We start from the raw sequence: 25,110 nt of genomic DNA, 5'->3' as shown, positions 1-25,110 counted from the left end.
ACGTAAAGCTTGCGCGGACGCGGGAATTTCATATGCGGGGCAAGTGCCCGGAATGTACCTCCGACCCAGGTAGGGATGACAGGGGCTCCTGTCTTGAGGGACATTATTGCAACACCGCCCTCCAGCGGCTGGAGGGTCCCGTCTTCGGTGCGATGACCCTCTGGACAGATAAATACGCTGAAGCCCTGTTCAAGAAATCCCATGACTATTCTGAGGAGAGCTGCAGAGCTGTTCTTGTTATCAGGGGAAACAGGCACTGAACCCATCGCTCGAAGATAAGTGCCAAAGACGGGGACTCGGAAAAGTTTTTCCCATGCCACAAACTTCAGGTGTCCGGGATAAAATGCATAGCCGACAACCGGCGGGTCAAGGTAGCTTGCGTGATTTGACGCAACAATTACAGCCCTGTTTCTTGGAATTTTCTCTTTTCCCGTTACCGTTAAACGATGGTAGAGGTTAAAATATATCATGACAATGTACAAGGTCAGATAATAAAGCAACAAGCATTCCTCCATCTCGGAAGTATCGTGCTTTAAGCATAGCGAAATGTAGTGAAATTGACAAGTTGTGAGGTGTTATTTATGGCTTCGGAAAAAATGAAAAACAACGGCACGGAGGCTGAAAGGAGGACATTCAGATCACTGGCCGGCAGGGTCGGGCGCGATTTCTGCCTCGGCTGTATAACGCTGATACCACTTGCTGTCTTGATCTTCGTCTTCTACTACATAACGCTTCTGTTGGAGTCTGTCGGCGGAATGATATTCGGGCTTACAAAATCTATCCGTTCGACATTTATAATATCTGTAATTATTGTATTCTTGCTCATCTACACAGGAAGAAAACTCAGGCGGCGGGAAAAATGGCTGTTCAGCGTAATCGAACAGTGGATCTCAAGAATACCTGTCGTCGGCGGATGGTATATGACATTCCGCGACATGGTGCAGACCTTTACTTCTGGCGGAGGCGAGCTCGGATACCTCGGAACGGCAAAAGTTCCGTGCGGCAAGGGCTATATAATCGGTTTCGTCACACACAGAGAGATGCGGGACGACGGCATACTCACTACTATCTTTGTGCCCACATCACCAAATCCTACGACAGGCCTGGTCTTCTTCTTTCCCGAAGAATCTGTGGAGTACATAGATATGACACCTGAAAAAGCATTCACGACTATAATATCTCTGGGCATGAAGGGATAGGGATAAGATCGGCAACGGGAATGGTTTATTCGTGGACTCCGCTGTTGAATGGAGAGGGGCGGTATTCTCAATGGAAGATAAGAAGATCGGTGTCGCAGCAATTATCATTGAGGACGCGGCATCAGCTCATGAAGTCAATGATGTGCTGCATAAGTTTGGCAGGCTGATCGTCGGAAGGCTCGGCATCCCGTACAGGGAGCGAGGTGTTAACGTCATCTCTGTCGTGCTCGACGGCACTCCTGATGAGATCAGCGCTCTGACCGGACAGTTGGGGAAAATTGCCGATGTTACAGTTAAGGCAGCTGTATCAAAAAAATAACTGCGCATACATAAAATATAATCTCGATTTAAACAGCCGATCATCCGGACGGGCTGCTTAAAAAAACCGGTGCCGAAACCGCGCAAAGGACTTACAGGCGGCAATCGGTCAAAGTTACATTAAAAGGAGGACAACATGCAGGACACTCCACGTGCAAACAGACTTCACATAGGTTTCTACGGAAGACGCAACGCCGGTAAATCCAGCCTTATCAACCTTGTGACGGGGCAGAACACAGCTCTTGTTTCCGAGCATGCAGGAACCACTACAGATCCTGTCATCAAGAGCATGGAGCTTTTTCCGATAGGCCCCATTGCAGTTATCGATACCGCGGGGCTTGACGATACGGGAGACCTTGGCAAGCTGCGTGTCTCACGCACAAAAGAGATGATGGACAGGACGGACCTTGCCCTGCTGGTAATACCGGCACAGGATGCGGCCGATATAAAAGAAGAAAAGGCATGGCTTGAGGAACTGAGGATCCGAAAGATAGTCACTATAGGTGTCCTGAACCAGACTGACAGGATCGCAGAAGAGATAATCGAGCCGCTGCGCACACGTCTGTCCGACGAGCTTTCTGTCCCGTTTGTCGCCGTGTCCGCTATGGACAGGTCATGCCGTGCGGAACTTCTTTCGGCTATAGTCCGGAGCGCACCGACTGACTTCGAAAGCCCCACTCTTGTGGGGGACCTCTTCAAACCAGGGGCAGCAATTGTTCTCGTTGCACCGCAGGATATACAGGCACCCAAGGGCAGGCTTATTCTGCCGCAGGTGCAGGTCATCCGTGACATTCTGGACAACAGCGGGCTTGCCCTGACAGCTACTGCAGATCAGCTACCGCGCCTGCTCGACTCTTTAAAAGAACCTCCGTCTCTGGTAATAACGGACTCACAGGTCTTTAAGCAGGTAAACGATCTGCTTCCTTCCTCCGTCCCGCTCACTTCGTTTTCTATAATAATGGCTCGCAGCAAGGGAGATCTCACAACTTTTGTGCGGGGCGCACGTGCTATAGAAAATCTTAAGGAGAGCGACAAAGTCCTTATAGCCGAGGCATGCACACACGCGCCTCTCCGCGAGGACATAGGACGCGAGAAACTTCCCAGATGGCTGCGTCAGAAGGTGGGGCCGGGATTGACGGTTGACATTGCAACAGGGCTGGACTTCTCTTCGAATCTCCGGGATTACGCACTGATAATTCACTGCGGCGGCTGCATGTTCACACGTAAACAGCTTATGTCAAGGCTTATCAAGGCTGAAGCCGAGGGTGTGCCGATATCGAACTACGGCATAGCAATCGCACAGTTGAACGGTATATTGGACAGGGTCATAGCGATATTCCCCGATATAGAGAAAAAAGACTAGTTACTTCATATCTTTGCGGTAGTTAAAAATACTTTGGCAATCACCAGTTATATGCATAATACATCAAATTATGCTATGCTACGCTTGCTTGGGTGGATGTATATTTTTGTGGCAGCGCCCAAAAACCAAGGAGGATGATTGTTGGTGAGTTCCGACATAACCGGCAGTATTGTTCTGCTGGCTGTTTTGCTGATCCTGTCCATATATTTCAGCGCGACTGAGACGTCGATAACAGCGGCAGGCAAGGGAAAGTTACGTGCATTATCTGATGAATACCCACATCGCAAGAAAGGTTTCATGTGGCTGGCGAACAACACAGCCAGGGCGGTCAATGTGACCCTTATAGGAAATAATCTTGTAAATATTGCGGCAAGTGCCGTTGCAACATCTGTGGCTATAAAGCTCTTCGGCTCTCTGGGTCCCATGCTGGCTGTAGCGGTCATGAGCATACTTATCGTTGTTTTCTGTGAAATCCTTCCAAAAAATGTAGCAATAGCAAAAAAAGAGAGCGTCCTTCTTTTCAGTCTGCCATTTCTGCAGTTTTTCAGTTTCATAATCGCACCTATAACATGGATTCTGCTTGTGACCCTTCGCGTCATCGGAAAGGTTATCGGAATGGATCTTGTCTCATACAGTTCTCTGATCTCACGGGAAGAAATAGAACAGATCGTCGCGGAAAGCGGCGCGGCAGGGGCACTTGAAGAAGATGAACGCAGGATGATACACAGCGTAATAGCATTTGAGGAGAAGCGGGTATGCGAGGTCATGGAGCCCCGCATAGATATATCTGCGATCGAGGAAAACGGCACTGCGGAGGAAGCTGTCAGGATATTTCTCAAAAGCGGCCATTCACGCATACCGGTTTACAAAGAAGACCTTGACAATATCATAGGCATACTTTACGCAAAAGACCTTCTGGGGCCGCTTTTGAGCGGCGAGCAAAAAATCTCAATACTCAAACTGATGCGCAGCCCGCTATTTGTCCCGGAAACGATGAAAACTGACGAAGCCCTGGACACAATGAAGAAATACAAGACACATCTCGCCATCGTAGTGGACGAGTACGGCGGAACAGCCGGACTTATTACCCTCGAGGACCTGATCGAAGAGATAGTAGGGGATATACAGGACGAATACGACACGGAAACTCCGGAGATAATGAAGGAATCGGAAAACACATACATTGTACAGGGGCAAGTAAATATAGAAGAGCTGTCCGAAGCGCTGGAATATCCCTTCGACACGACTTTCGAGGATGTTGACACTCTGGCCGGAATGGTCCTTGAGCTGTCAGGCAACTTCCCTAAGCAGGGTCAGGTCATTTCTTATGGCTCATGGGACATACAGGTCCTTGAGGTACATAAACACAGGATCCTGCAGGTGCGTATGAAGTATATAAAGGAACGCCAAGAAGAGGCTATAGCGGATTGACGGAAGACCGCTCCAAGGTGTGTAAGCCAAAACAGACTGTATATAGCAGTACGGTCAGCTGCTCAGAAAGACCTCTTCAATAATAATATGTCTTGAGGCGGAATCTTTACAAATATATTATCCCCGGCACAGATATTCTCTGACTGCCGTTTTGGCGTTTCTATGCGGATGTGGGAGAAATTGCAGGAAGGATTTGTATTCTCCGGCTGAAGAATGAATATTGATGAAAAGACATCCTGCGTCACACGCAGTACCCGGCAACGGATGACATTTTCATCCCGACCGTCACAAGGAACGATAAAATGGGAACGCACACCGATGTAACGGATATCATCCGCGACTCTGTCACATTTCAGTTCAACATTCCAGTCAATGGCGCGAACTCTGTTTTCATTAAGACGCTCTATCCTCGAATAGTTCTTACAGCCGGAGAGGATCGCTGCTGCGAGTGTCTGCGGGGCCTCGAAGAGATCCCTTACCGGGCATACGCGCTCCGAATGTCCCATGTTCATGACACAGACCTTCCCGCAAATGCGGTAGACTTCGTCGCGGTTATGCGAGACATAAAGCGTTGTGCCTCTGAAGCTTTCGAGCAACTGCACAAGCTCTTGTTCAAGCTGCCAGCGCAGGTAACTGTCAAGTGCCGAGAGAGGTTCGTCAAGCATTATTATCGACGGATCGCTTGCTAAGATACGCGCCAGTGCGACGCGCTGCTGCTGACCGCCGGATAACTGCACAGGATAGTGGTGTTCCAGTCCGTTTATGTAGAAACTCTCCATAAGTGAGCGCAGACGTTCGCCTTTGTTCCTGCATTTTTTCCCGCGCGCAAGTACCGACATGATATTCTGTTCGACTGTCATGTTCGGAAAGAGCGCATAGTTCTGGAAAAGCAAGCCGACATGCCGGTCCTGCGGAGGTATGTTTATTTTCTTTTTGGAATCGAAGAGAATGGCTCCGTCTACAATGATCCTACCCTCATCAGGGCGCACGACGCCGGATATGCATTTAAGCGTCATACTCTTGCCGCAGCCGGAGGCGCCAAACAGAGCAAGGACATCATTTTCTGCCTCAAATTCCACGTCGAGCGCAAAATCTCCGAATGATTTTTTTATCTTTACATATATCGACATATCTTGTGACTCCTATATCTCTTCCGTGAGGACGTCTTTTACTGTGCCCTTCGGCTGGCGGTAACGGCTCTCAAGCATGTTTACCGCTATAAGCACTATGAAGGATATCACGAGGTTTATGGCGACCCACTTGTAAGCAAGCGCGTCATTGCCCTCGCGCCAGAGCTGATAGACTGTCGTGGATATAGTTGCCGTTCTGCCGGGTATATAACCTGTTACCATGCTCGTTGCCCCATACTCCCCGAGAGCTCGCGCAAAAGCCAGGACTGTACCTGCAAGGATCCCCTGTTTGCAGTTGGGCATGATTACGCGCCAGAAAAGGAAAGTATTGGAGAGGCCCAGTGTCTGCCCGGAATAGAGAAGGGTTTCATCAAACGACTCGAACGCACCGCGGACAGTGCGGTACATGAGCGGGAATGCGACAATAGTGGTAGCGAATATAGCAGAGTACCACGTCATTGTCATTTTAAAGCCATACATCTCAAGTATCCGTGAGCCTATAGGTCCAAGCGGGCCGATGGTCTTGAGCAGAAAGAAACCGACCACGGTGGGAGGCAGTACCATAGGAAGCGTCAGTATACAGTCAAGCACACCCTTAATGAGACGGGGCGTCTTTGCAATGTAGTAAGCTGCGCATATTCCCATAAAGAACGTAATAAACGTCGAGATAGCGGCAACGCGCAGAGAGTTATAAAGCGGGAACCAGTCCATATCCATCATTCCCTTGCCAGTCAGATCGAGCAGGAGACCTCCCATTATTTCACATGCCAGATAGGAAGAGGGACCACGCAGGAAAGCCAAGTGCTCTGCGTCCGGCTTCCCTGCGTGATGAACGGAAAATTTTATTTTGCAGGGATCGCAAAACCAATGCTCTTAAAAATTTTGACACTGGCATCACCCTTTAAGTATTCTATAAATGCCTTGGCCGCTTTTTCATTCTTTGTCCCCTTGAGTATCGCTGCGGGATATGTTATCGGCTTATAGCTGCCTTTCGGTGCTTCGGCCGCTATATCGACACCATTCGAAGTTGCGGCATCAGTACTGTAGACTATACCGCAGTCAACCGCTCCTGCCGCTACCTGTGAAAGGACTTCCTTGACATTGCCGGCATAGCTTATTTTGTTCATTTCCTTGAGTTTGTCCCACAGACCAAGGTTCGTATATACCTCTGCCGCATACTGTCCGGCAGGAACGTCTGAATTGCCGAGTGCGATAAGGCGCACCTTGTCCGTCATAACATCCTTGAAATCATTGATGCCCTTTAAGTTGTGCCCCTTTGGGACAACCATGACGACTTTGTTGGAGACAATGTTGAAACGCGTTCCGTCCATGACAAAGTCAAGCTTCTGCGTATTGACCTTCGGGTCTGCCTTTATATCGATCTGATCCATCTGCTTCTGGCCTGCCGAGATGAAGATGTCACAGTCCGCACCCTGTTCTATCTGCGTCTTAAGCGTTCCGCTTGAGTCAAAATTGTAGATGATCTTAACATCGGGGGCCACCTTTTTATACTGCTCGGCGATCTGTTTCATCGCCTCAGTCATCGATGCCGCGGCAAAAACAGTGAGTTCTGTATCCGCAAAGCCGGCAACCGGATGAGCAATAACAACTGGGGTGCAGAACAGTATAGCAGCAAGGATAAATGCAATACGTTTCATCATTTTCATAATCTGACCACTTCTCCCTTTTATGCAACTGTGTCGCAAATGGGCATATTATAAAACATGGCTAATATTTATGCAACCAAGTTGTATTTTAAAACAGCTGCCTTTTGTACAAAATTTTGCGTGCGGATCGCATGAATTTCGTAAGTTGAGGATCCCGGGCTTCTACGAATGAGTAATGGTACGCGGTGATTTTTCAGCTGATACCCAAAGAACCGCAATTTCAGGGCAGCACAAAAAATGCCCCGAAATGATCGGGGCGTTCCGATATATTCTTCGGATTTTACATCTTATAGCTTATCCGTTACGCGGCCATCAGGCCAGTAATACTTTGTCACAGGTTTACTGCCGCCTGCCACCGGCGCCGTTTCTTTCCCCTGCCACTGGACGGCAGTCTTTCCGGGATTGCCAAATCTCACTCGTATAGGAGTGTTATCTCCGACATCATACTCTTTGACCTCTCCCTGCTTGAGGAGACCCTCAAAAAAAACCGTAGTCCCCTGGCTTACTTTGACCCAGACAATTCCCGAAGGGATGATCCTGAGCATTTTGGAGCCGGCAGCCGTCGGCTTCTGCTGCGCCGGATCTATATTCTTCATGGCTGTCTTGTCAGTTACAGTCCCGCCATCCATCCATGAGAGGTCGACAGATGCCGCGGTATCAGCCGACTTAGCGGCAACTGGGGCTGCATCACTGGAAGCAGCCGGAACCTGGGCAACACCAGAAACAGATGCTTCCTTAGCGGCGGTTATCGGCGCAGTCCCTCCGTCATTAGGGCTGGTAGCAACTCTGCTGAGGTCGCCCCTGTACTGCCATGTGATCCATGCAGCCGCACCAAGCGATATTATGACAAGAAAATAAAGCCATAGATAGGATCTTGGCCTGAACACCTTAGGAGCGCCGCTGTAATTCCGCTCCGTCTCACGAGCTTTGATGACATCCGAAGTAATTTTCTGGCCTTTCGTGAGATTATCGTATATATTCCAGATATCCTCGGCACTTAGGTACTCGCAGTATTGCCTAAGAAAACTTCGGACATAGAGCCCTGTGGGAAGGGCTTCGAGACGGCCTTCTTCTATTGCGGTCAAATAACGTTTATTGATCTTTGTCTTCTGTGAGATGTCCTCAATTGCAAGACCCTGTGCCTCTCTAAGGCTCTTTAGTTTTGAGCCTAGATCTATGAACTGTGTTTTTTTATCATCAACAGCGTTATTTCCTGGTTCCATGAAGGGTTACCCCCTTTCAGCCTTTTCTCTCATCTGCTTTATAACTTGATTTGGATCCGGCTGTCCAAATACCGCGTTTCCCGCAACAACGACGTCGCACCCATATCCGACGGCTGCAGCAATGTTTTCGGGCCCCAGTCCGCCATCCATCTCAATTAGAAAATCCCATCCATGTTCGCCGCGCCACTTTGAAAGCATAGAGACCTTTCCGAGTACCTCAGGTATAAACGACTGACCCCCATATCCTGGATTGACAGACATTACAAGAACAAGATCCGCCATGTGCAGTATCGGCAAGAGTATCTCAGCCGGGGTCCCCGGGTTGATGGAAACGCCGGCTCTACATCCTGCGGACCGGATCTTCTGCAACACCCTATGTATGTGCGGAGTGGCTTCCGAGTGCACAGTCAGAACGGAGGGCTTTTCTGCCAGAAATATATCGACGAAAGATTCGGGAGGCTCGACCATGATATGCACGTCAATGAACGCTGAGGGGTATCTCTTTCTCAGTGCCCTGACCAGAGACGGCCCGTAAGAAAGATTCGGCACGAAATGCCCGTCCATTATATCTACATGAAGCCAGTCAGCCTCCCCCTCAAGGCTCTCAATATGGCGCTCCATGTTAAGTGCATCTGCGGAGAGAAGAGACGGAGCTATCAGCACAGGTTTGTCTCTTTTCAATTCTATCATTTGAAACGATCCTGCCATACAAAGTCGCCTCCAAGATAAATTGTTATCATCGCTTCACCGGTGTATGGGGCATTGATCGAAATATACTCGCCGCTGTTGGCCATGGAGTCTTTCAGTACTCTGGTCCCAGACGAATCCGTGATCTCTATCTTCAGCGATAAAGGTTTGCTGAGAGGCGGTACCTGATAGCGGATCCTTGCAGTCTTTTTAGGCACTTCCGGAACCTTTGCCGTTTCAGGCTTTATCTCCGTCGGTTGTGTCACCGGCTCCTTTACAGGTTCTTTCACCGGTTCTTTCACCGGTTCTTTCTTTACTTCCGCCGGCTTCACCGCCACTGCAGGATCCTCAGATATCTTTGACGGGATCTGGGACGGCTCCAGATCTTTTACGACGACGGTCCTGATGGCATCCGCCCTCTGCTTGTCCTGGTCGTTTGCCGGCGGAGCGTCAGGAGTGACCTCTCCGGCAACGGGCGTTCTTGCGAGAGTTATATTTATCTGAGTGCCTGCCGGTACCTTAGCACCGCTCTTCGGCATAGTGTAGAGGACAGTTCCGGCCGGGACTGCTGAGGACGGCGAATCGACGACAGCGGCTGCGACAAGACCTATCTGTTCAAGCACCTGCCGTACAACATCAATATTCTGGCCCCTGAGGTCGGGAACTTCAACAAAAGAACTGCTCCCTGTGCTTCCGGCGCTGACCAGCAGGCTGACCATGCAGTTAGCCGCAACCTGCTGCGGCGCAGCCGGATTCTGCGCGATAATGGAACCGGCAGGCTTGAGCTTGTCAGTAACCCGCAGGATCTTACTTACCTTGAAACCGGCCTCACTGAGCCGTTTTACGCCATCTTCAAACTTGAGACCGCGCACATCGGGCATCGGCATAATCGCACCGCCCTTGCTTACTCTGAGAAGGATGACCTTCCCACTGGAAACCTTTTCTCCGGCTGGGATGTTCTGGGAGACTACCGTATCAATTCTCTGCGGGGAGTCGACTTTATCGACCTTGACAAGAAGCCCTTGACTCTGCAGCAAATCTACCGCATTGACAAATTCCATACCGACTACGGAGGGAACCGATATCTCCTTATCTTCCATAAAAATAGTTTTGATGCCTATAAACGCGCAGATCACTATCACAAGAAATGCTGTGATCATTCCCCAACGGTGAAGTTTGCTCATTTTAAGTTCACCTCCGCACTATTTGCGCTTTGAAAGAAGCGCCAGATAGAATCCGTCGATCCACGGCAGTCCGGGCCATATAACTGTTCCAAATGGCCTGCCTTTTATCATGAGTTTGTGGGCCCTTTCAACCGGCAGCTCCGCAAGTTCGGGATGCTGCGCCAGAACGGCGGCAACGACTTTTTCATTTTCCTCTCTGAAAAGACTGCATGTGCTGTAAGCTATTATGCCGCCGGGCCTTACAAGGGTAACCGCACGTTCAAGGAGTCTGCGCTGTAGTTCCGCAGTCTGCGTTACCATCTCAGGCGTAGAGCGCCACTTGCCCTCCGGATGCCTTCCCCACGTGCCGCTGCCGGAGCATGGTGCGTCAACCAGAACGGCGGACGGCTGTTTCTGCGGTTCAAGCTTAAGCGCGTCTCCGACGATGAACTTTACCCTGTCCCCGGCATGTACCCTGATCATCTCAAACCGAGCTGATTTTATCCTCGGTTCGGACAGATCCCACGCCTCAATTTCTGCATCCGGCACAAGGTCAGCCAGCTGTCCTGTCTTTATTCCGCGTCCGCAGCACATATCAAGCAACGGCCCGCCCTTCCAGCGTTTGCAGAGGGCCTCTGCTATAAACATCGACGATTCGCTCTGGGGCGTTACCTTCCCCTCGCCGAACCCGGGGATATCAAGAGGATACGGGTTTGAAGAAGTACGTATGGAATATTTAAGGAACGGCGATGCCCAGCCTTTTTGCCCCGAAGCATTATACTCTTCAAGCCATTCATCCCTGTCCACTCCGCTTGAAAGCCTCAGAGAGAGGTATGTCTTCATCCCACTCAAACGTACCAGATGCTTTGCGTCCGGTATGGACAAGTCCTTTGACCACTGGGCGGCCACCCAGCCGGGAACACCCCAAAATAGGGCCTGATCCCTCAGCGCGCTGCTCTTTTTCAATTCGGCAAGATACGGCTTTGCCTCGTCAGCCACAGTGTGGAGCACCGCATTGACAAGAGCGATATCCCTTTCCTCTCCTGCTGTCTTTATCGCCTGGACAAGTCCGTTTATTAAGACCGGAAGCGCAAAATATCGCAACTCGATGATCCCGGCAATACCAACTATCAGAGCGCTGTTGGTCAGTGTCGGGATGTCTTTGGGGCTGCGCTTGCAATAGCGCATGAGCAGATGCTTCCACAATCCCTGCCTGCGCAGCGAACAGTAGATAAGCGTCGCGGCAAGGGTCCTGTCCGATGGAGCAATGTTTGTATATATTTTTCTAAGCGCTTCAGCGGCAAACGCACCGTTGCATACCTCGCCGTAAACCTGAAGGGCGGCCTCTATGCCTCTCATCGATAGAAATCACCTCTATACGCGGACAATACCCGCTGTTTCATGGAAAACAACAAAAAAATTAGGAGGCAGCATTTACGCCACCTCCTATAGTTTACACTATTTTTTAGTCTCTGCGCATTCCTCGAAGAGCAAGAAGCCTCACCAGCTGCAAAATAGTCATGACAAGAGCCGCGACGTAGGTCAGTGCGGCTGCGTCCAGCACTGATTTAGCTCCGCCTATTTCTCCCTGTGTGAGCAAGCCTGTCCCTGAGAGCAGTTTTAGCGCCCGTGCGCTGGCATCAAACTCGACCGGGAGCGTAACAAGATGGAACACAAGAACCCCGCAGAACAGCAAAATCCCCAGGTTCAGCAAATTCAACGAGCCCATTATGAGCCCGATGAAAAAGAGCGGCATGGAAAGAGTAGAGCCGATATTCACGGCAGGAACGATGGCATTTCGAATTCTCAGAAACGCATAGCCCTCCTTGTCCTGTATAGCATGTCCGACTTCATGGGCCGCTACGCCGATAGCAGCTATGCTGGAGTTGCCGGAGACAGAGTCCGAGAGACGCAGCACCTTTGCCGACGGGTCATAATGGTCGGTCAGTTGTCCCGGTATCCTTTCAACTCTGACACCGCCAAGCCCAAACCTGTCAAGCAGTATCCGCGACACCTGATCCGCTGTGACGCCGCGCTGCGCGGTTATTTCGCTGTATTTTGAAAACGTAGTCTTTACTCTGAACTGCGCCCATAACGAAAGGATAAGCGCCGGGATCAGAAGGACCATTGTAGGATCCAAAAACGGATATATCATTTTTATTGCACCTCCATCCAAAGTGATAATAATAGTCTACATTAGTCAGAGCACTTTTGTCCTCCGTAAAATTCCGCAATCCCTTCCACAACTCTTTCCTGCTCCTCCATGAGAAGCTCAGGGAACATCGGAAGCGCTATAACTTCATTGGAAAGCATCTCTGCGACAGGGAAATCTCCCTCTTTGAAGCCAAGATAAGCAAAGCAGTGCTGGAGGTGCAGAGCAAGAGGATAATAGACCCTCGTCACAATACCGCGCTCGGCCAGAAACTTCTGAAGCTTATCCCTGTCCTTTGCACGGGCTACATACTGGTGATAAACATGTCTGTTGCCAGGCTGCTCCACGGGAGGCACCACCAAGTCCAGGATCCCCTTCTCACCAAGGAGCATCATATAGCGTTCCGCAACTATGCGGCGCTCCTCATTCCACTCCTCAAGATGGCGGAGGCGGACACGAAGTATAGCTGCCTGTATGGCGTCAAGACGGCTGTTGATGCCGATCTCGTCGTGGTAATACATCCTGCCCGAACCGTGCACCCTCAGGCTTTTGATCCGTTCCGCACGAGCCTCGTTGTTTGGGACTGAGACCATCCCTCCGTCGCCGTAGCATCCCAGGTTCTTAGTCGGGAAGAAGGAGAAGCAGCCCATGTCTCCTATCGAACCGGCGTGGCAGACCTTTCCGTAGATAATGCGATGTGAACCGATGGCCTGCGCGCAGTCTTCGACCAGAGTGATGTTTCTCTTTTTCAGTTCGTCTTTTATGAGTTCAAGCCTGCATGTCTGTCCAAAGAGGTGAACGGGAAGGACGGCCTTTGTGCGCGGAGTTATTTTTTCCAGTACCGACTCCATAGACAGGTTGTAGCTGTCCGGTTCAACATCAGCAAAGACAGGGGTCGCGCCGCACCTGGTGATGCAGCTCGCCGTGGAAAAAAATGTGAACGGCGTCGTTATGACCTCATCCCCCTCTTTCAGGTCAAGCGACATAAGAGCAAGGACAAGCGCATCTGTTCCGGATGCACAGCCCACCGTGCTCCCCACTCCGAGATATGCGGCTATCTCTTTCTCAAGCGCCTCGACCTCAGGACCGAGTATAAAATGCTGTGATTCAAGAACTCTGTCTACTGCTACTTTGATTTCTTCTTTGACTCGTGCGTAATTTCTCGTAAGGTCAAAAGAAGGTATGTTTTTCTGTTCCGTCATATTTACTTCCTCCCTAATTATTACGATAAATACGGATGATTTTAACGTATGGCGCCTGTTTTTGCTCTGATGCCTTCATGCCTGTTTTCAGGTATGGCAAGTGCCTTGTGCGAATGACGAAGGTGTTCCTTCATCAGTTCTTCCGCACATTCCATATCTCTTGCGGCAATCGCCTTCAGGATGCCTCTGTGCTCTTCGGTGCTGTAATTTGTATCTTCGTCGAAAGGGTCATAGAAAAGGATATAAACATTCGTGCGAAGAATTATGTTTTCTATGTACTCGCGGAGTATAACATTCTTGCTGGACTCCGCAACAAGCCTGTGAAATGTGTTATTTACCTCCAGATATGCATCTAGGTCATGAGCCGCAAAAGCATCCTCCTCGGCGGAGAGGACAGCCTCCATCTTATCCATCGCCCTGCTGTCTATGCCGTTGATACATGCGAGATGAACGCTGAGAGCTTCAAGATATTCACGGACGGCATATGCACTTTCCATCTCCCTGGCTGTAGGGGCGGCAACCCTCGCGCCGCTGTTAGGTATAATCACCACAAGCCCCTCTGCAGCAAGGCGGCGAAGCGCTTCCCTGACAGGCGTCCTGCTGACGCCCATGCCATTTGCGATCTTGACTTCAGGCAATCTTTCTCCCGGCAAGAGACTCTTGCTTACTATCCTGCCCCTGAGCTCAAGATAGACAAAATCCGATGAAGTGCTATAAAATCTTGAATGGTGGATCATTACAAAAAACCTCCTGTGAATGGTACGGGAAACGTATACGCAGCCTAATGTAGAACAAGAACGCCTAATCTTAGCATAAATCTACTCATTGGCAAGAAGGACAAGGCTTCGGATATTTTAACACTTATCTAAAAATTCAAACTTAGTTTTTATCCCGCATAAATACTTTGACATAATTTTTTTTCAGAATAGAATTGATGCATGAATAGACGAATATTGGTTTTGTGTCTCTCCTTCGGCACCATTATTGCTTACGGCTATGCGCTCGGCGGCCTCGGCGGATACATGTTCGGCAGGGGCCGGCCTTTTCTTGTCGCAGCCGGCTTGATTGGCGGTACGCTCTGTGCGTGGCTTGCACTGCACATCTGGAGGGTTTACCTTGATGAAATAGCGGCCGAGGACGCTGAGATCGAACGCCTTGACTGCAAAAAAGAGAACAAAAACGACGACGGCAACTACTAATTTTTGTAATACGCGGCAACTTTTGACGCAATTTTAGCAGCGGCGCCACGCTCAAACGGTATGTCCGCATAACCCTCGACTATCCTGTTTAAAGCATCGGGAGAACATAGAAGATCGCCAACGAGATCGGCGACCATGGAAGGTGTCATTATGCCTCGATGTTCTGGGACTATCATTTTCCCTGCCAGCCTGTTGGGCAGGGAAACAAGCTTTTCCCTGCCGCTGTACCATAGGACGAGCCTCTTTTTAAGCCCTTTTGCACCGGGAACGGACAGAGGTATCATTCCTGCTATCCCGTCAAGCGGAATATTCTCCGCCTCATTAAGAGGAGCAACCATCAGCAGGGGAACTCCAAGCGACGCGATCTGCAGGTTATTCGTACCAGGCAGAGCTACGGCGAGCTTTGATGCCTTAATTGCCTCAAACGTATTCTTCCTTATAAGCTTTATTTTCCCGGCACCGTTCCATGCAATTTCCTCCACACACCCGTCGCCATACCACTCTATGCCGGCCCTGTTAAGCCCTTCCTGCAGACGCTCCTCGTCAACGGTCGGAGCAACCGGCATAAATACTCTGCATTGGGGAAACCTGCAGAGGACCTCCCTGGCTGCGAGACTGAAAAAAGCAAATCCATTCTGATACTCAAACGGCCTGCTGCCTGGGAGAAACGAAATGGCGTCCTCCCCTTCAGCGATGCCAAACTTGGCCTTCATCTCAGACATAGATCCGCATTTGGGTACACTGTCAAGGATAAGATCTCCTACCGGCGTGTATTTATCATTTTTGATCCCGCGCTTTTTGAAACGTGCCTCAGCCCTTGCGTCGGGTATAAAATAATGGCTGACCCGCGTACCCCACTTTGGCCTCGCTGTGTAAATCATCCAGCTGCCGCGCAGTTTCATAGAGAGTATCGCACCAAAAAGGGGGTCTCCTCCGAGCTGCAGCACAAGGTTTTTCCCTGAGTCATCACGCACCGCGTTCTTCCATAATCCCTTAAACGCCACCGTATCATCCACGCCGCCGATTACAGAGCCGTACTCCATTTCCCTGCCGCTTGCGTACTGGCACGGAAGCACAACCAGCGTGACCTTTGCGGAGATGTCTTCATTCTGAAGAGCGGCCGCGACAGGCTTGACCCAGCCGGAAATCTCCCCGGGAGAATTAGACAATATATAAAGATTATCCATAATGCTGTTCCTGCCCTTCAAAGGTATCTCACGCTGTCTTTTGAATGTATGCGCGTGATGGTATAATTATAAGGTTAAAAGAGGAAGATAGGAGAGTTTTTTTATGTTTATTCCACTTGAAGGTGACAACATCGTCTGCCTCGCAAATATCATTGCAATATACCGCGGCACAGAGGGGACAGAGATACTGCGCTTGGACGGAACTGTAGAAAAAACGGTATTTTCGCCTCCTACCCTCAAAAAAAGACTAATTGCCCTGAGAGAACAATCCACAGTTCAAGGAAGGAGTTTTTAATAAAAATGGATAAAATGGATATACCAAACAACGCCCCCGTGACATCAGCTTCAGATTCAGCTTACTCGGCAAAGGACATACACGTTCTTGAGGGACTGGAAGCGGTACGCAAACGCCCCGGCATGTATATAGGAGATCAGGGATCGCGCGGCCTTCATCACCTTGTCTACGAGGTCATCGACAACTCAATTGACGAATCACTGGCCGGTTTCTGCGACACTATCAATGTAACTATAAATCCTGACGGCAGCGTTACAGTTGTCGACAATGGGCGCGGGATCCCGACAGAGATGCACGAATCAGGCAGGTGTGCAGCGGAAGTCGTAATGACGATCCTCCACGCGGGAGGCAAGTTCGATAAGAGCGCCTATCAGGTCTCGGGTGGGCTGCACGGTGTCGGGGTCTCAGTAGTGAACGCTCTGTCGGCATGGCTCGAGCTTACGATATGGCGCAACGGCAAGGAATATCATCAGCGCTACGAGCGCGGCAACCCCGTCACGGAACTCGAGGTCGTCGGTAACACCGATATACGCGGCACAAGAGTACAGTTCATGCCGGACGATGAAATTTTCTCAAATACCGAGTATCAGGCTGATATACTCAAATCACGCATGCGCGAGCTTGCTTTCCTCAACTCGCACATAACGATAAATTTTGAGGACTTACGGAGTGATAAACTCCAACAGCGCACTTACCATTATCCGGGAGGTATCTCTTCTTTTGTGGAATACCTCAACAAGGGCAAGGAAGTCCTCTTCAAAGAACCGATCCTTATAAAGGGTGAAAAGGACAAAACAGAGATAGAACTAGCGATACAGTACAACGACTCATATATGGAACGTCTGTACGGCTTCGTGAACCTCATCAACACAATAGAGGGCGGCACACACGTCGCCGGCTTCCGCACGGCGCTCACACGCGCGGTCAACGATGAGGCACGGAAACTTAAGATACTCAAGGAAAAAGACGTGAATCTCAGCGGCGACGACCTCAAAGAGGGGCTTACCGCCGTTATCTCAGTCAAAGTCATGGAACCTCAGTTTGAGGGGCAAACAAAGACAAAACTCGGCAACAGCGACGTGAAGGGCATCGTTGATTCACTCGTCTACGAAGGCCTCAAGAACGCCCTCGACGAACGCCCTGAAATATTGAAACCAATAGTCGAGAGCGCAATACGTGCAAGGCAGGCGCGCGAAGCCGCAAAGAAGGCAAAGGAACTCGTCCGCCGTAAATCCATAATGAGCGGCCTTACTTTGCCCGGGAAGCTCTCCGACTGCTCAAACAGAAACCCTGCGGACTGCGAGATATATATAGTAGAGGGAGACAGCGCAGGAGGCAGCGCAAAACAGGGACGCAACCGTGAGTTCCAGGCGATACTGCCGCTTCGCGGAAAGATACTGAACGTCGAAAAAGCACGCCTCGAAAAAATCCTGAGCAGCGAAACAATACGCAACATCATACTTGCGCTGGGCTGTGGCGTAGGCGATGACTTCAACGAAGACAAACTTCGCTACCACAAGATATTCATTATGGCAGATGCCGACGTAGACGGTGCGCATATCCGGACCCTGCTCCTCACGCTCTTCTTCCGCTACATGCCGCAGATAATAGACAACGGCTACCTCTACGTAGCGCAGCCGCCGCTCTTCCGCGTACAGTGCGGCAAGGATATCAACTACTGCTTCTCCGAAAAAGAGATGAAGGAAATCCAGTCCAAGTCCATGGGCAAAAAGATTGACGTCCAGCGATACAAGGGACTTGGCGAAATGAACGCCGAACAGCTATGGGAGACAACTATGAATCCTGAGAACCGCATAATAAATCGGGTCGAGGTACAGGATGCAGTAGAAGCCGATGAACTCTTCGGCATATTGATGGGCGATGTGGTCGAACCGCGCCGCAAGTTCATCGAAATGTATGGGCATGAGGTAAGGAACCTGGATATATAAAAACGCTCCTCAATAAATATCTCAAGCATGGAAAGAGCCTTAACGATGGCGACAATGTCATAATTCAGGGTGACAGCAGCAACTTGACTCAAAATTTTGCCGAGGGGGCGGGAACTGTAATGTATGAAATAGTTTTAGTGCGGCATGGAGAGAGCACCTGGAACAACGAGAACCGATTCACGGGATGGACAGATGTCCCGCTTTCAGACAAGGGAATTTCTGAGGCAATATCCGCCGGCAGACTGCTGAAAGCAGATGGATACGTCTTCGACAAGGCTTACACGTCGGTGCTTAAGCGCGCAATCAAGACTCTCTGGATCGTACTTGAAGAGATGGATCTCATGTGGATACCTGTCGAGCATTCATGGAGGCTCAATGAGAGGCACTACGGAGCACTCCAGGGGCTCAATAAAGCGGAGACAGCGGCACAGTACGGAGATGAACAGGTCAAGATATGGCGCCGAAGTTACAGCACCCGCCCCCCGCTGCTGGAAAAAACAGACGAGCGCTATCCTGGCAGCGACCCTCGCTATGCCGGGCTCTCGGAAGCTGAGATACCTGTCGGTGAATGTCTGGCCGATACTGTAGCGAGGGCTGTGCCCTACTGGGAGACCGTCATCGCACCGGACATAAAGGCCGGAAAGAGGCTGATCATAGCGGCCCACGGCAACAGCATAAGGGCCCTCGTTAAATATCTTGACGATATTTCAGAAGAAGAGATTCTTGAGCTGAATATTCCGACAGGTATACCGCTGGTCTATGCGCTTGACAAATCACTCAAGCCTCTCAGCCATTACTACCTTGGCGACGCAGACGCTATCGCAAAAGCCGAAGCCGCAGTGGCAAATCAGGGCAGGGCAAAAAAATAAAGATCAAGATATTCTTCAGCCACGCTGAGAGCACATACTGCAAATACTGACTCTGAAGCAAGTATAGTGTTATTGGACAGCAATTGTCAGTATTAAAAATTCGAATAATCAGAATTAAGCGGGAAGTGAGATCCTATTTTCACTCCCGCCTTTTGTCTGCTATGATTCCATAAGTAAGAAAGGAAGGCATCTGAATGGCAGAATATGACATGATAAAAATCCTTGATAAAGAGCTGGGGCTTGGCTGCTTTTCTCTTTTCGCTATAACCGGAGGCGGAGGAAAGACATCAATGATGTATGCACTTGGAGAGTTTTTCTCCGGAACCGAAAAAACTCTTATCACTACTACCGCAAAGATATTTCCTCCATCAAAAAACTGCTCCGCGGCATTCATCGGCTCAATCAATGAATGTAAGGAAAGAGTTATGGCGCTCCCTCCGAATTCATTCATAACTGCGGCAAAAGAACAGACAGAGGAAAAACTTATCGGCTATGACCCGGAAGAGATAGATGAACTTGCCAAAAGCGGAGCTGCGGATAAGATAATCGTTGAGGCAGACGGTTCGCGCGGCCTTTCGATCAAGGCCTATGAATCATGGGAACCGCCTGTGCCACATTCGGCACAATGTCAGATAGTTGTTGCCGGAGCCGATGCGTTTACTGGGCCAATGTCCGGTGCAGTAGCATTCCGGCTCGACCTGCTCGGTGAAAGATACGGCATAAAAAAGGGGGAACATCTTTCTGCGGTAAATTTTGCTGCGATCCTTTCAAGCCCATGCGAATACCTGAAAAATTCACCGAAAGAAGCTTACCGCATGCTATTGATAAACAAGGGAGAACTGCTCTCTGATACAGAGCTGAAGGCGATTTCCAAGTGCCTCGGGATCTCACTGAGAGGCTATGATGCGCTGGCAATAGCCTCTCTGAAAGAAGACACAGTCTATGACATAATAAAACTGGGGAGGCGCTGAGGTTATGAACGCTATACTTCTCGCGGCAGGACTTTCGACAAGAATGGGGACTCAGAAACTCCTGATGCCATTTGGCAGCTCCACAGTGATTGAGACAGTGCTATACAACCTTCACAGCGCCGGCCTCTTGCCTGTATACGCAGTTTTCTCAAATGAAGTCGCAGAAAAGGTCACAGCCCGTCCCGATTGGCTCCATGCCGGTATAAATCCGGAGCCTGAGCTCGGTCAGTCGAGCTCGCTCATAGTAGGCCTTGATATGCTGCCAGAAGGAGAAGACTTCTGCATAATGCTCGGAGATCTTCCCCTGGCAAAACCTGGGGATATGGCTGAGCTTGCCAGAAAATTTCAGGCCATGCCTGAAGATAAAACGGTCCTGACTCCATGCAGGAACGGAGGCTTCGGCCATCCGATGTTCTACCGCCCGATATGGAAGGAGCGCTTCAAATCAGCCCGTGGCGACGGCGGCGGGAAAAAAATCCTGTTCGGATTTGAAGACGAGATCGTAAGTGTGGCAGCCCCTGACGGACATTTCCTGGACATCGACACTCCGGAGGATTATAAAAAAATAGTCAAGGTCGAAATTTAACAGCCACAGGACGGAGGCATAAAAATGAAACCGCTAATTGGAGTGCCGACAGACCCTTTCAGCCGCGGATACGCAAACGTGGCGCTGGAGAACATGGCAAGAGAGTCACTTGTTTATTACTGGCTGCTTGCGCGGCTGACCGAAAAAATATGTTCGTCGATCCGCGCTGCAGGAGGATTACCCGTTGTTCTGTCTGCAACAAACGACGAAGAAGAAATGGAGACTATCCTGTCCAAAATAGATGGATTCGTATTCGCCGGCGGCAACGACATATCTCCGTCCTTCTACGGAGAAACCGATAAAGGCTCGATATCTCCTAACCTCGAACGTGACCGCTTTGAATTCGCACTGCTTGGAAAAGCCGTCAAAAATGAAAAGCCGGTACTGGGTATATGCCGCGGATGTCAGATGATCAATGTTGCACTTGGCGGGACTCTCTGCCAGCATATCCCTGACATCAGGCCCGAATGGATCCTGCACAGACGCCCTGATGTCACGGAAGGTTACGTCCACACCGTCGAGATGTTGAAACATGAACTATTTCCCATGCAAAACGGCGGCATAATGAAGGTCAACTCGATGCACCATCAGGCTGTAGACAAACCGGCAGAAGGCCTGGAAATCATAGCGGCAACAACCGACGGATTGACTGAGGGGGTCTCTATGTCCGGATACCGATACTTAGTCGGAGTGCAGTGGCATCCGGAATGTCTCGCTGCGAGCGACCCCGTACAGGCGGACCTGTTCAGCTCTCTCGTAAAGGCCTCTCGATAAAACATTATACAAGCTGCTACTCGGTACCGGCGGGTTATTGTCCAGTATATGCCATTAAAGAAAACGCCGGGATCCTGTCCGGTTTTTCCCGTGTAATGTCTGAATTACGGTGCGGCGCATTCTCGTAATTATTTCTTTGCGTTGCGCTCTTTCCAGGATTCAATATACGACGTCATTGCGCCGTAAAGATGCTTTTCTGTTGCCCTGGCCGCACCTTCGCGGTCCTTTGCCTCTACAAGACGTATTATGTCTTCATGTTCATTCAATGCCTGCTCCGTCCTTTCAGAGGTTCTGAATGAAAGGAGCCTGAATGTCCGAAGGTAATTCTGTGTGTTTTTTATCTCTTCCTTGAAACGCGGCATTCCGCAGCTGTTATATATCTCCTCGTTGAACTTCGCGGTCCAGAGACAGACTTCATTTATATCATGCCTGCCAAAGGCTTCGCGGGCCTTTTTACAGTAATCTTTAAGCGCCGCAAGCTCTTCCGGCGTTATCCTGTCTATGACGATCTTGATCGCGCAAACCTCGAGGGCCCCGCGAATGGTGTAGAATTCCCTTATATCGTCCTCGGTAAATGCGGTGACAAAAAGGCCTCTGCGCGGGATCTGCTGAATGAGACCCTCGCTCTCCAAAATCCTCAGTGCCTCCCGTACGGGCATACGGCTCACGTCAAGCTGCGCAGCGATCTCCATTTCAATAATACGTTCGCCGCTTGGTATCTGCCCGTCGAGAATAAGTTTACGCAAAAGGTTTGCAACTTCAACTCTTAGAGGGTTTGCCGGAGATAAAACTAATCCTTCTTCCAATTTGATCGTCACTGCCGTTTAACACCCCTTTCAAGCAAGTTGAACAGATCAGTCTCTCTTTTAAAAAATAGTATCATATTTTACGAATTTCTCATTACATAAAATCTCGCAATAATATTTATGTCGCAAACTATTGACATCTTCTAAGTTGCTTATATGATTATATCATATCGTATCCTTGGATACATGGATACATGGAGGTGGGCCATGATCAGAAAATCAGCTACATCTGGGACTGATGGAAAGTGTGACTGTATCGTGACAGTTGAACCGGCTGAGTCTGTCACTCTGGAGTATGTGAGCAAGAACAGATCGATCTATGCCAAGAGGACCGAGGATCTGGTTCAAAAGACAGCCATGCGTTATGGACTGAATGGGGTTAAAGTCAAAATTGAGGACTTTGGGGCACTTGGCTTTGTTATACAGGCAAGGCTTGAGACAGCAATTGAAAGAGCTCTCGGAGGTGCCGCAAGATGAACGTTGTGAGACCCCGTCGTTCTATGCTCTATATGCCCGGCAACAATCCCAACATGCTCCAAAATTGCTGTTGCCTGGGTGCTGACGGGCTGCTTCTGGATTTGGAGGATGCGGTAAGCCCGGACTGCAAAGACGAGGCACGCAGACTGCTGGCATATTTCTTGCGTAAACTTGATTTTGGGAATACAGAGGTCACGGTCAGAATAAACGGGACCGACACCCCTTGGTGGCGCGACGACCTTAAAGAAATTATTCCGACCCGTCCGCATGCGGTGAGGCTCCCGAAATGCGAAGATCCTGCAGATATCAGAGAGCTGGATTCCGCGATCTTGGAGATAGAAACAGCCGAGGGTATCCCTTCCGGTTCCATTGAAATACATGCGATGATAGAAACTGCGGCGGCAGTCGAGAGAGCTTCGGAGATCGCGCGCGCATGTCCCAGGGTATCAGCCATTACTCTTGGCGGTCAGGACCTGGCCGCTGATATCGGCGTACGCAGGAGCAAAGAGGGAGTAGAGATACTTTATGCAAGAAGCAGGGTCGTCATAGCCGCAAGAGCAGCAGGTATCGCATGTTTCGACACCGTCTTCACCGACATCAACGACACGGAGGGCCTTTACAGGGAAGCGTCACTTGCCGCACAGCTGGGTTTTACGGGAAAGGCCGCGATACATCCCTCACAGGTACGCGTGATCAACGAGGCCTTCCGTCCGGAGGAACAGGCTATCCGACATGCCGAAAAAGTTGTCGCTGCAGCTAAAGATGCAAAAATAAAATCTATCGGAGTCTATGCGGTCGACGGCAATATGGTCGACGGCCCTGTCGTAAGGCAGGCGCTTGCCGTGCTTGCTCAGGCGGGAATATCCTGCGACCCGGCGGAGGTGCTTTAATATGGATATGGTAAAAAATTCTCTTGGCCGTTTGGTTCCGACAGAGGTCCCCGGACTCGGCAATTTCAGGCCGTTTGAGGGCGCTTTTGCTATGGCGGGGACAAAAGCAAAGTACTGTGCTTTTGAGGCAGACACTGTTCCCCGCGGCAAAAGCAAAATAACGGCTGATATTAGAACCGCGATCATCAACTCGGGGCTCAGCGATGGGATGACGATATCTTTTCACCACCACCTGCGCAATGGGGACAAGGTGCTTGAGATGGTTCTTAAGGAGATAGGATCCCTGGGCATAAGGGACCTTACTCTTGCGCCAAGCTCCCTATCCGACAGCCATGAATTCGTAGCAGACTACGTCAGAAGCGGCGTCGTATCCAGAATATACACATCGGGGATCAGGGGCCGCATAGGGAACCTGGTCTCGCGCGGTGAGATGGAGATACCGATAGTTGTAAGGAGCCACGGCGGCCGCGCCCGTGCGATAGAAGAGGGATCTATCTCCATTGACGTAGCATTTCTGGCCGCATCAGCATGCGACGACAGAGGCAACATGACAGGGTCTTTCGGTCCCTCTATGTTCGGTTCGATCGGTTACGGGATGCAGGACTCAAGAAGCGCAAGGCATGTGGTGGCGATAACGGACAACCTTGTTCCGTTCCCGCTTGCCCCAAAAATTTCCATACATCAGCATCTGGTCCACCAGGTAGTAGTGGTTGATTCCATAGGGGATCCCGATAAGCTTGCCACAGGCGCCGTGCGTATAACCAGAAGCCCGCAGCAGCTTGAGATCGCACACAATGCCTATGAACTTATAAAAGCCGTCGGGATCATAAGGCCAGGGTTTTCATATCAGGCAGGCGCAGGCGGAGTCTCTATCGCCGTGACTCAGTACATAAAGAAACATATGACAGACAAAGGCATACAGGGCAGCTTCGCACTCGGGGGCATCACAGGCGACATGATCAAACTCCTTGAGGAGGGGCTTTTTAAGGCAGTTTACGACGTCCAGAGCTTCGACCCTAAAATGGGGGACTCGATGCTGCGCAACCCGACTCACTATGAGATCGACCCTTCGTGCTACGCAAACCCGATGAACTGCGGCTGCATGACTCATGAACTTGATGTCTGCGTGCTGGGGGCACTGGATCTTGACGTTGACTTCAACGTGAATGTACTGACCGGACACGACGGATATCTGCGCGGAGCTTCCGGCGGGCACTGTGACGCATCAGCGGGAGCAAAACTTGCAATAATGGTAGCGCCATCGTTCCGCAACGGGGTCTCTTCGATAAAAAAACAGGTCCAAACCGTTGTGACACCAGGCGAGAGCGTGGATGCCATCGTCACAGAACGAGGAATATCCATAAACCCAAGACGGCAGGACATCCTCGAAATGGCCCTCAAGGCTGATCTGCCGGTAAAGGACATTGAAGACCTGCGCAAAGAAATCATCTCACTCACAGGTGAGACTGAACCCATAGATTTCGACGGATCCAAGCCTGTCGCCCTCGTGGAATACAGGGACGGAACATTGATAGATACCGTCTACAAAGTACGGAGTTAGCCTCTGTGCCG

General features: G+C 50.2%; 27 protein-coding genes. 14 read left to right on the top strand and 13 right to left on the bottom strand.

Features of this window, described 5'->3' with window-relative positions; all coding sequences use genetic code 11:
- A partial coding sequence (locus LLF78_04950) for a 1-acyl-sn-glycerol-3-phosphate acyltransferase (protein MCE5201842.1) occupies positions 1-500 on the bottom strand: 500 nt, incomplete at its 3' end.
- An 81-nt stretch (positions 501-581) separates the two neighbouring features.
- Here LLF78_04950 and LLF78_04945 point away from each other — a divergent pair.
- The 4 genes from LLF78_04945 to LLF78_04930 all read left to right on the top strand — a co-directional run bounded on the left by LLF78_04945 (position 582) and on the right by LLF78_04930 (position 4,311).
- Complete coding sequence (locus LLF78_04945) at positions 582-1,199, top strand: DUF502 domain-containing protein (protein ID MCE5201841.1); 618 nt, start codon at positions 582-584, stop codon at positions 1,197-1,199.
- Positions 1,200-1,269: 70 nt separating this feature from the next.
- Positions 1,270-1,518, top strand: a complete 249-nt coding sequence (locus LLF78_04940) for an iron-only hydrogenase system regulator (GenBank protein ID MCE5201840.1) — start codon at positions 1,270-1,272, stop codon at positions 1,516-1,518.
- Positions 1,519-1,653: 135 nt separating this feature from the next.
- Positions 1,654-2,880, top strand: coding sequence for a [FeFe] hydrogenase H-cluster maturation GTPase HydF (gene hydF / locus LLF78_04935; protein ID MCE5201839.1), 1,227 nt, complete (start codon positions 1,654-1,656; stop codon positions 2,878-2,880).
- Between the two features lie 144 nt (positions 2,881-3,024).
- Entirely contained in the window at positions 3,025-4,311 is a 1,287-nt protein-coding gene (locus LLF78_04930) for a hemolysin family protein (GenBank protein ID MCE5201838.1), read from the top strand.
- Positions 4,312-4,373: 62 nt separating this feature from the next.
- Here the strand turns inward: LLF78_04930 and LLF78_04925 are convergent, their stop codons facing one another.
- From LLF78_04925 to LLF78_04880, 10 genes are all read right to left on the bottom strand, one after another.
- Complete coding sequence (locus tag LLF78_04925; GenBank protein ID MCE5201837.1) at positions 4,374-5,441, bottom strand: ATP-binding cassette domain-containing protein; 1,068 nt, start codon at positions 5,439-5,441, stop codon at positions 4,374-4,376.
- 12 nt (positions 5,442-5,453) lie between these two features.
- On the bottom strand, positions 5,454-6,242 hold the full coding sequence (gene modB, locus LLF78_04920) for a molybdate ABC transporter permease subunit (GenBank protein MCE5201836.1): 789 nt from the start codon (positions 6,240-6,242) through the stop codon (positions 5,454-5,456).
- A 41-nt stretch (positions 6,243-6,283) separates the two neighbouring features.
- On the bottom strand, positions 6,284-7,108 hold the full coding sequence (gene modA, locus LLF78_04915; GenBank protein ID MCE5201835.1) for a molybdate ABC transporter substrate-binding protein: 825 nt from the start codon (positions 7,106-7,108) through the stop codon (positions 6,284-6,286).
- 287 nt (positions 7,109-7,395) lie between these two features.
- Positions 7,396-8,331 carry a DUF4115 domain-containing protein gene (locus LLF78_04910; GenBank protein ID MCE5201834.1) on the bottom strand — a complete coding sequence of 312 codons (936 nt, stop codon included), beginning with the start codon at positions 8,329-8,331 and terminating at the stop codon, positions 7,396-7,398.
- 6 nt (positions 8,332-8,337) lie between these two features.
- A complete protein-coding gene (rpe, locus tag LLF78_04905; protein MCE5201833.1) occupies positions 8,338-9,039 on the bottom strand; it encodes a ribulose-phosphate 3-epimerase in 702 nt (233 codons plus the stop codon).
- Entirely contained in the window at positions 9,018-10,202 is a 1,185-nt protein-coding gene (locus LLF78_04900; GenBank protein MCE5201832.1) for a PASTA domain-containing protein, read from the bottom strand. Before LLF78_04900 ends, rpe begins: the two co-directional genes overlap by 22 nt.
- A gap of 18 nt (positions 10,203-10,220) precedes the next feature.
- Positions 10,221-11,540 (bottom strand): methyltransferase domain-containing protein, encoded by a 1,320-nt coding sequence (locus LLF78_04895; GenBank protein MCE5201831.1) that lies wholly within the window; start codon positions 11,538-11,540, stop codon positions 10,221-10,223.
- Positions 11,541-11,646: 106 nt separating this feature from the next.
- Positions 11,647-12,336, bottom strand: coding sequence for a zinc metallopeptidase (locus LLF78_04890; GenBank protein MCE5201830.1), 690 nt, complete (start codon positions 12,334-12,336; stop codon positions 11,647-11,649).
- 41 nt (positions 12,337-12,377) lie between these two features.
- Positions 12,378-13,535 carry a DegT/DnrJ/EryC1/StrS family aminotransferase gene (locus LLF78_04885; GenBank protein MCE5201829.1) on the bottom strand — a complete coding sequence of 386 codons (1,158 nt, stop codon included), beginning with the start codon at positions 13,533-13,535 and terminating at the stop codon, positions 12,378-12,380.
- Between the two features lie 41 nt (positions 13,536-13,576).
- Positions 13,577-14,272, bottom strand: coding sequence for a GntR family transcriptional regulator (locus LLF78_04880; protein MCE5201828.1), 696 nt, complete (start codon positions 14,270-14,272; stop codon positions 13,577-13,579).
- 201 nt (positions 14,273-14,473) lie between these two features.
- Between LLF78_04880 and LLF78_04875 the strand changes: the two genes are divergently transcribed.
- Complete coding sequence (locus LLF78_04875) at positions 14,474-14,734, top strand: hypothetical protein (protein MCE5201827.1); 261 nt, start codon at positions 14,474-14,476, stop codon at positions 14,732-14,734.
- Here LLF78_04875 and LLF78_04870 read toward each other — a convergent pair.
- Entirely contained in the window at positions 14,731-15,921 is a 1,191-nt protein-coding gene (locus LLF78_04870) for a hypothetical protein (protein MCE5201826.1), read from the bottom strand. The genes LLF78_04875 and LLF78_04870 overlap by 4 nt on opposite strands.
- A 103-nt stretch (positions 15,922-16,024) precedes the next feature.
- Between LLF78_04870 and LLF78_04865 the strand changes: the two genes are divergently transcribed.
- From LLF78_04865 to LLF78_04840, 6 genes are all read left to right on the top strand, one after another.
- The gene (locus LLF78_04865) at positions 16,025-16,216 is read left to right on the top strand and encodes a hypothetical protein (GenBank protein ID MCE5201825.1); all 192 of its coding nucleotides are present in this window, start codon (positions 16,025-16,027) and stop codon (positions 16,214-16,216) included.
- Positions 16,217-16,221: 5 nt separating this feature from the next.
- A complete protein-coding gene (gyrB, locus tag LLF78_04860; protein MCE5201824.1) occupies positions 16,222-18,165 on the top strand; it encodes a DNA topoisomerase (ATP-hydrolyzing) subunit B in 1,944 nt (647 codons plus the stop codon).
- Positions 18,166-18,284: 119 nt separating this feature from the next.
- Positions 18,285-19,034, top strand: a complete 750-nt coding sequence (gene gpmA / locus LLF78_04855; GenBank protein MCE5201823.1) for a 2,3-diphosphoglycerate-dependent phosphoglycerate mutase — start codon at positions 18,285-18,287, stop codon at positions 19,032-19,034.
- Between the two features lie 194 nt (positions 19,035-19,228).
- The gene (yqeC, locus tag LLF78_04850; GenBank protein ID MCE5201822.1) at positions 19,229-20,005 is read left to right on the top strand and encodes a putative selenium-dependent hydroxylase accessory protein YqeC; all 777 of its coding nucleotides are present in this window, start codon (positions 19,229-19,231) and stop codon (positions 20,003-20,005) included.
- A gap of 4 nt (positions 20,006-20,009) precedes the next feature.
- Positions 20,010-20,591, top strand: coding sequence for a nucleotidyltransferase family protein (locus LLF78_04845; protein MCE5201821.1), 582 nt, complete (start codon positions 20,010-20,012; stop codon positions 20,589-20,591).
- A 24-nt stretch (positions 20,592-20,615) separates the two neighbouring features.
- Positions 20,616-21,365 carry a gamma-glutamyl-gamma-aminobutyrate hydrolase family protein gene (locus LLF78_04840; GenBank protein MCE5201820.1) on the top strand — a complete coding sequence of 250 codons (750 nt, stop codon included), beginning with the start codon at positions 20,616-20,618 and terminating at the stop codon, positions 21,363-21,365.
- Between the two features lie 128 nt (positions 21,366-21,493).
- Here the strand turns inward: LLF78_04840 and LLF78_04835 are convergent, their stop codons facing one another.
- The gene (locus tag LLF78_04835; protein MCE5201819.1) at positions 21,494-22,183 is read right to left on the bottom strand and encodes a GntR family transcriptional regulator; all 690 of its coding nucleotides are present in this window, start codon (positions 22,181-22,183) and stop codon (positions 21,494-21,496) included.
- Positions 22,184-22,378: 195 nt separating this feature from the next.
- On the opposite strand from LLF78_04835, the gene LLF78_04830 reads away from it, so the two are divergent.
- The 3 genes from LLF78_04830 to citF are packed head-to-tail and all read left to right on the top strand — an operon-like array spanning position 22,379 to position 25,099.
- Entirely contained in the window at positions 22,379-22,648 is a 270-nt protein-coding gene (locus LLF78_04830; protein MCE5201818.1) for a citrate lyase acyl carrier protein, read from the top strand.
- The gene (locus LLF78_04825) at positions 22,645-23,538 is read left to right on the top strand and encodes a CoA ester lyase (GenBank protein MCE5201817.1); all 894 of its coding nucleotides are present in this window, start codon (positions 22,645-22,647) and stop codon (positions 23,536-23,538) included. Before LLF78_04830 ends, LLF78_04825 begins: the two co-directional genes overlap by 4 nt.
- A gap of 1 nt (position 23,539) precedes the next feature.
- Positions 23,540-25,099 (top strand): citrate lyase subunit alpha, encoded by a 1,560-nt coding sequence (gene citF / locus LLF78_04820; protein MCE5201816.1) that lies wholly within the window; start codon positions 23,540-23,542, stop codon positions 25,097-25,099.
- Positions 25,100-25,110: the final 11 nt, after the last annotated feature.

This window comes from Synergistaceae bacterium, from assembly GCA_021372895.1.
Taxonomy (GTDB): domain Bacteria; phylum Synergistota; class Synergistia; order Synergistales; family Synergistaceae; genus JAJFTP01.
The sequence above is the reverse complement of the archived record's forward strand: the minus strand, read 5'-3'. Positions and strand labels throughout refer to the sequence as shown.